10 protein-coding genes are annotated in these 6,929 nt (G+C 68.9%); 6 read left to right on the top strand and 4 right to left on the bottom strand.

Annotation, left to right across the window (positions count from 1 at the left end):
* Positions 1 to 570 precede the first annotated feature (570 nt).
* On the top strand, positions 571 to 1,056 hold the full coding sequence (locus tag ACFP3V_RS31930; protein WP_380591378.1) for a Uma2 family endonuclease: 486 nt from the start codon (positions 571 to 573) through the stop codon (positions 1,054 to 1,056).
* Positions 1,053 to 1,253: a helix-turn-helix domain-containing protein gene (locus tag ACFP3V_RS31925; RefSeq protein WP_380591375.1), complete on the top strand. Its 201-nt coding sequence runs from the start codon at positions 1,053 to 1,055 to the stop codon at positions 1,251 to 1,253. Before ACFP3V_RS31930 ends, ACFP3V_RS31925 begins: the two co-directional genes overlap by 4 nt.
* 524 nt (positions 1,254 to 1,777) lie before the next feature.
* Here the strand turns inward: ACFP3V_RS31925 and ACFP3V_RS31920 are convergent.
* Positions 1,778 to 2,365, bottom strand: coding sequence for a hypothetical protein (locus tag ACFP3V_RS31920; RefSeq protein WP_380591372.1), 588 nt, complete (start codon positions 2,363 to 2,365; stop codon positions 1,778 to 1,780).
* 285 nt (positions 2,366 to 2,650) lie between these two features.
* Between ACFP3V_RS31920 and ACFP3V_RS31915 the strand changes: the two genes are divergently transcribed.
* The 3 genes from ACFP3V_RS31915 to ACFP3V_RS31905 all read left to right on the top strand — a co-directional run bounded on the left by ACFP3V_RS31915 (position 2,651) and on the right by ACFP3V_RS31905 (position 4,001).
* On the top strand, positions 2,651 to 3,049 hold the full coding sequence (locus ACFP3V_RS31915; protein WP_380591369.1) for a hypothetical protein: 399 nt from the start codon (positions 2,651 to 2,653) through the stop codon (positions 3,047 to 3,049).
* A 386-nt stretch (positions 3,050 to 3,435) separates the two neighbouring features.
* A complete protein-coding gene (locus ACFP3V_RS31910) occupies positions 3,436 to 3,738 on the top strand; it encodes a type II toxin-antitoxin system Phd/YefM family antitoxin (RefSeq protein WP_380591366.1) in 303 nt (100 codons plus the stop codon).
* Entirely contained in the window at positions 3,735 to 4,001 is a 267-nt protein-coding gene (locus ACFP3V_RS31905; RefSeq protein ID WP_380591363.1) for a Txe/YoeB family addiction module toxin, read from the top strand. The genes ACFP3V_RS31910 and ACFP3V_RS31905 overlap by 4 nt, the downstream gene beginning before the upstream one ends.
* Positions 4,002 to 4,348: 347 nt before the next feature.
* On the opposite strand, the gene ACFP3V_RS31900 is transcribed toward ACFP3V_RS31905, so the two are convergent.
* The gene (locus tag ACFP3V_RS31900) at positions 4,349 to 4,603 is read right to left on the bottom strand and encodes a winged helix-turn-helix domain-containing protein (protein ID WP_380591360.1); all 255 of its coding nucleotides are present in this window, start codon (positions 4,601 to 4,603) and stop codon (positions 4,349 to 4,351) included.
* A 153-nt stretch (positions 4,604 to 4,756) separates the two neighbouring features.
* Here ACFP3V_RS31900 and ACFP3V_RS31895 point away from each other — a divergent pair, with 153 nt between their 5' ends.
* Positions 4,757 to 4,990 (top strand): hypothetical protein, encoded by a 234-nt coding sequence (locus ACFP3V_RS31895; protein WP_380591357.1) that lies wholly within the window; start codon positions 4,757 to 4,759, stop codon positions 4,988 to 4,990.
* A 71-nt stretch (positions 4,991 to 5,061) separates the two neighbouring features.
* On the opposite strand, the gene ACFP3V_RS31890 is transcribed toward ACFP3V_RS31895, so the two are convergent.
* Both ACFP3V_RS31890 and ACFP3V_RS31885 read right to left on the bottom strand, forming a co-directional pair.
* Positions 5,062 to 5,700: a hypothetical protein gene (locus tag ACFP3V_RS31890; RefSeq protein WP_380591355.1), complete on the bottom strand. Its 639-nt coding sequence runs from the start codon at positions 5,698 to 5,700 to the stop codon at positions 5,062 to 5,064.
* A 441-nt stretch (positions 5,701 to 6,141) separates the two neighbouring features.
* The coding region (locus ACFP3V_RS31885) for an NlpC/P60 family protein (protein ID WP_380591352.1) at positions 6,142 to 6,929 on the bottom strand (788 nt) is incomplete at its 5' end.

Raw genomic sequence — 6,929 nt, 5'->3', positions numbered from 1 at the left:
GGCGAAGGTCTTCTGCCGCAGGTTCACGATACGGTCCCCCCTGTGCGATCCGGATCGATCGTGGTCGATCGTAGACATTCAGTAGTCGCTCGGGCATGCCTTTGTCAATTGCCTCTCGCGAGTGACTGGGTGCCACATGCCTTACAAAGGACGGCAGTTGGCCATGCAGGATGGCTGGCGGGGGATGCGGCTTCACTCGTGGGAGGTACCTGGAGAGATCTGGGAGCAGGTGCTTGTGTCGGTGGGGCCGCCGTCTTTCCCTGGGCGACGGCAACCGCATCTGCTGCGAGTGGGCAGGCGGGGCGCGTCCCCTCAGGGCAGGTGCGCCTGGCCCGTGGCAGGTTTCCGTGCGTTGCGACCGGAGGGGAGCGGTTGATCACCGCACGGAACGCGGCCGTCGGCGTCGCCTAGTCCGAGCGCGGTTGGCCCTGCTGCGTGTTCGTCATGGTACGTCTCCTCTACTGGCGGTAGTCGTTGACGGGTGAGGCTATGGGCGTCCGGGCTGATGTCTTTCGCCGCTTGCGTGAGCTGGTTGATCGCTTCGAGGCGCCGGCGGGTTTCTCGTCGCGGGTGGAGATCGCTGACGGCCAGGTCCTGATGACGGCGCGTGCGGTCGGGTGGCATGACCTCAATGCCATCCGGGTCGCGCGCCAGCTGCGCCGCCAGATCCCGGGCCCGCTGGTGGCCGAGCCGGTGGGCGACGCGGAGGACGCCGAACTGGGCACGCTGAGGCGCCCCGACGTGGTCGTGGTCCCCGAGACAGCGTTCCCGGGAGAATCGGTCGACCCGCGGGAGATCCTGCTCGCCGTCGAGGTCGTGTCCGTGTCCAACCCGGACAACGACTACGTCGCCAAGTCCCGGGACTATCCCCGGATGGGCATCGAGCACTACCTGATCATCGATCCCCGCGACGGGACCTGCCTGCACCAGTGGGAGCCCGGCCCGCACGGCTATGCCAATCGCGTCCACTACAAGTTCGGTGACGTCTTCATGATCGGCGACTGGGCCATCGACTCGGGTGCCTTCGAGGTCTATCCGCGGGAGGCGGACCGGTGACCTTGGGGGAGCAGGTTGCGCGGCTGCGCCGCGAGCGTGGGTGGTCGCAGCGCCAGTTGGCATTGGAGGCCGGCACCACGCAGACGGTCGTGTCCCGGACCGAAACCGGCCGTACCGTCCCGGAGTTGGGAACGTTGGAGCGGATTGCCCGGGCGTTGGGGTGTCGACTGACGATCCGTCTGGACGAGGCGGCCTGACTGGCGTTTCCCTCGGCCTGACCCGTGACGGGTGCATCCTTGATGTGGCAGGTGTGCGACTGCTTGCCGATGGGTGACGCGACATCCCGTGCGGGCCCGCCGCCGCGGCTCGAGTGCGTCCTCAGGGGCTGGGGTGGTTGGGCAGTGCCAGAACTGTCAAGGTCAGCTTTAGCTTCACGGTTGTGGGGTGGCACACGGGTGGGCGGCTGCGGTGCCGCCTTGGCTGCTGCCAGAAGCGGCACCGGACCGGCCGGGGTTCTGTCAGGGCGTGGAGTAGCCCTGAAGGGCGGCCAGCTGCCGGCACGACGCCAGCCCTGGACGCTCGCGCGAGGGGGCGGGTGCGGGCTTGTGGGTGGGGTGCGGCCGGGCGTGCTGGGGAGGACGCCTGGCCGCACCGACGGTCCTACGGGGCCCAGCCCGCGCGGCCAGGAGACTGGGCTGCGAGCTACCCGGGGGGAGACGTGCTTCCGGTATCACCGCAGGCAGCGCAGTGGTGGGGCAACGCACCGTCCAAGCAGGCGGTCTCAGGCCGGCTTGCCCGGGATGCCCTTCCACGGCCAGTACTCGACTGCGCCTAGGTACCAGCTCAGTGCGGCGCTGCCGCAGGCGTGGGAGTGCACCCAGAAGTACTGGTAGTAGGTGCCCTTGATCGAGTGCCGGGGGAAGGACATGTCGACCTCCACCCACTTCGTCGCCTTGGGCGCCAGGTCGCCGACCTCCAGGTTGCTGCTGAGCCATTGGGACTCGCGCGGGAGATTCGGGCTGTTCCACACCCAGTGCAGCGTAGCCCGATGCCACGTGCCGTTCTTCACGCGCCACCACACCACCGGCAGCGGCGCTCGCCGCTCGACGTTGCCGAGGACCTGGAACGACACATAGACCTGCGGGAGTACCACCGTCTGGTGATTGCGCACCGGGATCCACTGACGCAGTTTCACGCCCGGTTTCCGGGCAGTCGGAACGCTCTGCTCGATGCCGTCGCCGTATCCGCCGGTGCACACGTTGACCGGCGGCGTTGCCGCCGACGCGGTCTGCGACCAGCCCACCGGAAGCGCGGCGGTCAGCATCGCCCCGGCAGCAGCGACAGCGACCCGCCGGACCCTCATCCCCATACTTTCCCTCCCTTGATCACCGGCGGATCGTAGCGTGACGGGGGAGGGATCGGCGTTGCTGGTCGGCGAGGCGACTGACGACACCGCTCCGCCTGGAAAGACCCTGGCTCACCCTTCGCGAAGCGGTACGCACAGAGGCGCTGTGGACAGGCAGCCGACACCCGGCTGCCCCGACCCGCCGGCGGGCCGAAAGTCCGTACCAAGCTGTGCAATCGCTGTACGGATCCGCCAGGCGTATAGGAAGATCCCCGGAGGCAGCAACGCCCTTACGAACGGGGGGATCTGATGAAGCGTAACCTCGCGCGCGCCGTGATAGCAGGCACGGCCGGAGCCGCGTGGCTCTTCGGGATGACCAGCTCCGCCTACGCCGCCGGACCCGGCGGTGTCGAGGCCTGCCCGAGCAACACCGTCTGCCTCTACTACAACTCGCCCGCCTACGGGTGGGGGTCCTTCGAGCACTGGACCTCAGGTGGATACTCGCTGTCCGATTACACCTTCCGCGACTACGGCAACGGGAGGGGCTACAACGTGACCGTGGCCAACAACGCCGCGGGCTTCGTCAACAACACCGGAGTTGAGTGGGGCGTCTACACCCAGGGGGGCGCCGTGCAGTACCTCGACCCCTACTCCTCTGGCGCTCTCAACGGCAACATCGCTAACCAGGACGCCTACCTGCACGACTGATGTCCGCCGCACCGCCCGGAAGGACGCGGTCTCGGGGTGCTGGTGGCGCAGCTGCGGTACCAGCACTCTTGGCCGGGCACATCAGCGCCTCGTAGCTTTGGCCGCCGGTGCGACGCGTCACGCGGCGGCTTTGCCTTGTTCGTTCCGAACCAGTGGGTCTGTGCGGCTGATGACCACGAGCTCGGTGCAGCATCGTGCGCGGGCGACCATCCGTGGGTCACTGGCCCACTGGGACGGGCGACGGTTTTCCATGTGCAGTGTTGATCAGATGACCCACCGGTGGCGCGGGGCTGAGTGCCGCAGTGGGAAACGCTCTGGAGCCTCGGACGCCGGCTGACGGTCTGGCCCTCGACACGGGCGACCGCCTGTACGTTATTCTGTACAGCATGAAGGTGATGAGCGCTACGGAACTGCGAGCCAACCTGGCCGCCGCCCTCGACTCTGTCGAGGACGACGCCGAGGAACTGGTGATCCATCGCGCCGGCCACCAGCCCCTGGTCGTCGTGCCGCTGGCTGAGTACGCATCGCTGCGCGAGACTGACTATCTGATGCGCTCGGCCGCCATGTCCGAGCGGCTTCGCTCCGCCATGGGGCATCTGGGCACCCGCACCGTGGCAGCCACCCGGACGCTGGACGAACTCGACCAGCTGGCCCAGGACGGCACCGACGCCGCGCCGGAGGCGTCGTGAACATCTCCTTCACGCCGGAAGGCTGGGAGGACTACGTGTGGTGGCAGGCCAACGACCGCCGCCTGCTCAAGCGGATCAACCAACTCCTCGCCGACGTCGTCCGCAACGGCAACGAGGGCATCGGCAAGCCCGAGCCGCTTCGGCACGAGTTGCAGGGCGCCTGGTCGCGCCGCATCGACCAGGAACACCGCCTGGTCTACGCCCTGGACGAGAAGTCGGACACGGTCTTCGTACTGGCCTGCCGCTACCACTACAGCAAGTAACCCGCTGCGACGCGCCTGAGATCCAAGCGCCGTTCAGCGGGCCGGTCTTCATCAGCGGCCGACAACTGGTGGCGCTGCGGTCCTCCCGGCCCGCTTCGGCACGGTCATCGCCCCGCCGCCGGCGGGGGAGTCCGCGACAGCGTCACCCGACGCACCGTCACCGGCCCGCCCGTCGTCGAACGCTCCATCCCCCGGGACGAGTTGCACACCACAAGCAGGGCCACTGCCCAAGCGAGATGTTCTCGGGCCGGCGCCGTGCTCTGCGCGGTTTCAATTGCCGGGGCCTCGACGGCTGTCGTGGACCAGCCGGAGCCGAAGCGTCGGGGACGGGAGGTGCCGGCACCCAATCAGCTGGCGGGCGGGTTGGTGACGAAGGTTCCCTTGGCGGGCAGGGTGACCACCAGGTGCCGTTCCCGTAGTTCTTGGATGGCCCGACGGGCCGTGCCCACGGCCACGCCGTACTGCTCGGCAAGGTCGCGCTCCCCGGGCATGCGTGCTCCCGGTTGAAGTTTTCCTGAGGCGATCTGGGCCGCGATGTGGTCGGCGACCTGGCGGTAGACGTACTCAGGTGCGGTGGGGTCTACGGGCGAGCCTTCAGCCATGGCTCGAAGCTAGGGCTGCATCAAGTACCCTGCAGGACGAGGTAGCGTCCTAGAGTTGTATGCCGCTCTATGGAGCAGTATGGTGCAGTTGGGTTGCTGGGAATGCCTGGGCGACCTGGTTCTGGGCGCGCGTGTCAATGGGAGGGCGACGACGTGGGTGACGCTGCCGGCTACGAGTCCCACTTCGGATCCATGCTTCCGAACCTGCGGGAGGGGAGCCGGGTGGCGGAGCGGCTGCGGTGTGCCCTCGAGGCGCACGGCATCAAGCTCCCGTCTCTGATCGGCGGATACCCGGTCAACGCCACTGCGATGGTGGATCTTGGCGGGTGCCGCGCCGATGTGGCCGAGTCCCTGGCGGTGCTGCTGGAGGCGGTGCCGGTCGAGTAGGGCGCCGGGCACGGGTTACTCGCGTGCCCGGGTGGGGGCTTGTCGACGGCCGGCCGGTGATCTTCTGCTGTTCAGGGGACGGGTTCCCATTGGTGGTCGGTGGTCTCGGCGAGGTGGACGGTGCCGGTAAGGCCGACTTCGGTGTCGCCGGCGGGGGTGGTTCCGGCCCACAGCACGGTTGCGGTCGCGTGGCGGGGGCCGGTGGCGCGGGCGATGGCGGCCTGGATGCGAGTGTGGGTGTAGCCGGAGCTGCCGGTCTGGGTGAAGTAGGTGGGCCAGCGGTTGCGTCCTTCGCCGGTGAGGTCGGCGAGCCACACTCGTGCTGCGAGCGTGGCCAGTTGCTGTTCCAGGGCGACGGGGAGGTTGCGTGGGCTGGACTGCTCCAGCAGTTGCTGCACGGTGGCGTCTGCGGCGGGGCCGTCTGCGGGTGCCAGCACCCCGGAGGGCGCCACCGAGGGGTGGGCCGCGGCCCGGCTGCCCACCGCAGCGACCGGTGAGGCGGGTGTGGGCGGCGGGCTCGGCGACGCGAGCAGACCCGGCGCAGGGCTGGTGCGGGTGGCGGTCCAACCGGACCCGGCGCCTGCTGCGTTCGTGTGGACGGCGCCGGCGGGGGTGGGGGATGCGGGCTGGGCGTCGGGGTGGAGCAGCAGCCACAGGCCGGCGAGGGTCAGAAGGACGGCCGTGGCCCCGCAAAGCGTGGTGCGGTGCATGGGAGACGTCGATTCGATTCGGCCCGGGAGCGGCTGCGCCGCCCCGGGGACTGCGGGAGAAGGGCTGGTGCAGGGGTTGCCGGCTGCGACCGGACGGTGTCCGACGCCGCTGCAAGTGAGGAGTGATCCTTGTCGGGGACACCTCCGGTCTGATCGCGGCACTTGATCCGTCCGACCCGGAGCAGCAGGCGGCACGCGCCGGCCTGCAGCAGGCTGCGTTCAGCGTGGTGTCCCTTCTGGTGCCGCGCTCGTGGTCAGCCAGCTGCCGGCGGACATCGGTCCGGCCGTCGCAGGTGCCGCCCTGGACCTCGCCGGGAAGTAGCCGCTGTACCTCGGCTGGTCGGCGTGGTGCTGTCTCACATTTTTCGCCCGCGCAATCAAGGCGAGGTTTCGCGAGAAGGCGCAAACAGACCTGCGAACGTGGAGAAAGCGCGGGGTGGTTCACAGGATCGCTGTTCCTCCGGCGTAGTCGCTGGTGGCTACGGGTTCGATTTCGACGCCCTTGCCGGGGCGTGGGGCGGCGATTTGCTGGTTGTCGCCGAGGTAGAGGGCGACGTGGTAGATGGATCGGTCGTTGCCCGGGACGTACGCGTAGAAGATGAGGTCGCCGGGGCGCAGGGCGCCTGGGCCGGCGGTGGCGGGGATGCGGCGGCCGACGCGTGCCTGGTCGGCGGCCAGGCGGGGGAGGAGGATGCCGGCGTGGGCGTAGGCGTATTGGGTCAGTCCTGAGCAGTCGAAGCCGATGACGGTGCGTCCGTCTTGTCCGCCTTTGGAGCAGCACACCCCGCGGGAGGGGCCGGCGGCTCCGCCGCCGCCCCAGGAGTAGGGGACGCTTTGTTCGGCGAGGGCGGCGTTGATGACGACCGCGGCCTTCCCGGTGTATCCGCCCGACCCGGCTGATTGTGTGGCGGTGGCTTGCTGGTCGAATCGGGTGATCCAGGATTCGACCAGGGTCACGTAGGCGTCGCTGTGGTTGTAGGTGTAGATCGCGTCGTGCAGCTGCTGAGGCTGCGTCAAGTCCCTGCTGTTCCTGCACAGTTCGACGGCGGCGGTGAGGGCGGCGTCGTAGGCGTTGTTGGGGTCAGCGGCGGCGTTGTTGCCGCGTCCGTTCACGCCGTCGGAGGCCCAGGTGGCGGGGAGGAACTGGAACGGCCCGACCGCATGGTCGTAGACCTGGTCGCGGTCGTAGCGGCCGTGGTCGGTGTCGTGGACGGGGGTGGTGTTGCCGC

Origin of the sequence: Streptacidiphilus monticola, from assembly GCF_042658505.1 — a bacterium.
Taxonomy (GTDB): Bacteria; Actinomycetota; Actinomycetes; order Streptomycetales; family Streptomycetaceae; genus Streptacidiphilus; species Streptacidiphilus monticola.
This window is presented reverse-complemented; position numbering and strand designations above follow the sequence as displayed.

Bases quoted from the DNA above. Each gene is read 5' to 3' on its own strand.
- ACFP3V_RS31920 (WP_380591372.1), bottom strand. From the start codon at position 2,365: ATGGGGATGAGGGTCCGGCGGGTCGCTGTCGCTGCTGCCGGGGCGATG.
- ACFP3V_RS31915 (WP_380591369.1), top strand. From the start codon at position 2,651: ATGAAGCGTAACCTCGCGCGCGCCGTGATAGCAGGCACGGCCGGAGCC.
- ACFP3V_RS31910 (WP_380591366.1), top strand. From the start codon at position 3,436: ATGAAGGTGATGAGCGCTACGGAACTGCGAGCCAACCTGGCCGCCGCC.
- ACFP3V_RS31900 (WP_380591360.1), bottom strand. From the start codon at position 4,603: ATGGCTGAAGGCTCGCCCGTAGACCCCACCGCACCTGAGTACGTCTAC.
- ACFP3V_RS31890 (WP_380591355.1), bottom strand. From the start codon at position 5,700: ATGCACCGCACCACGCTTTGCGGGGCCACGGCCGTCCTTCTGACCCTC.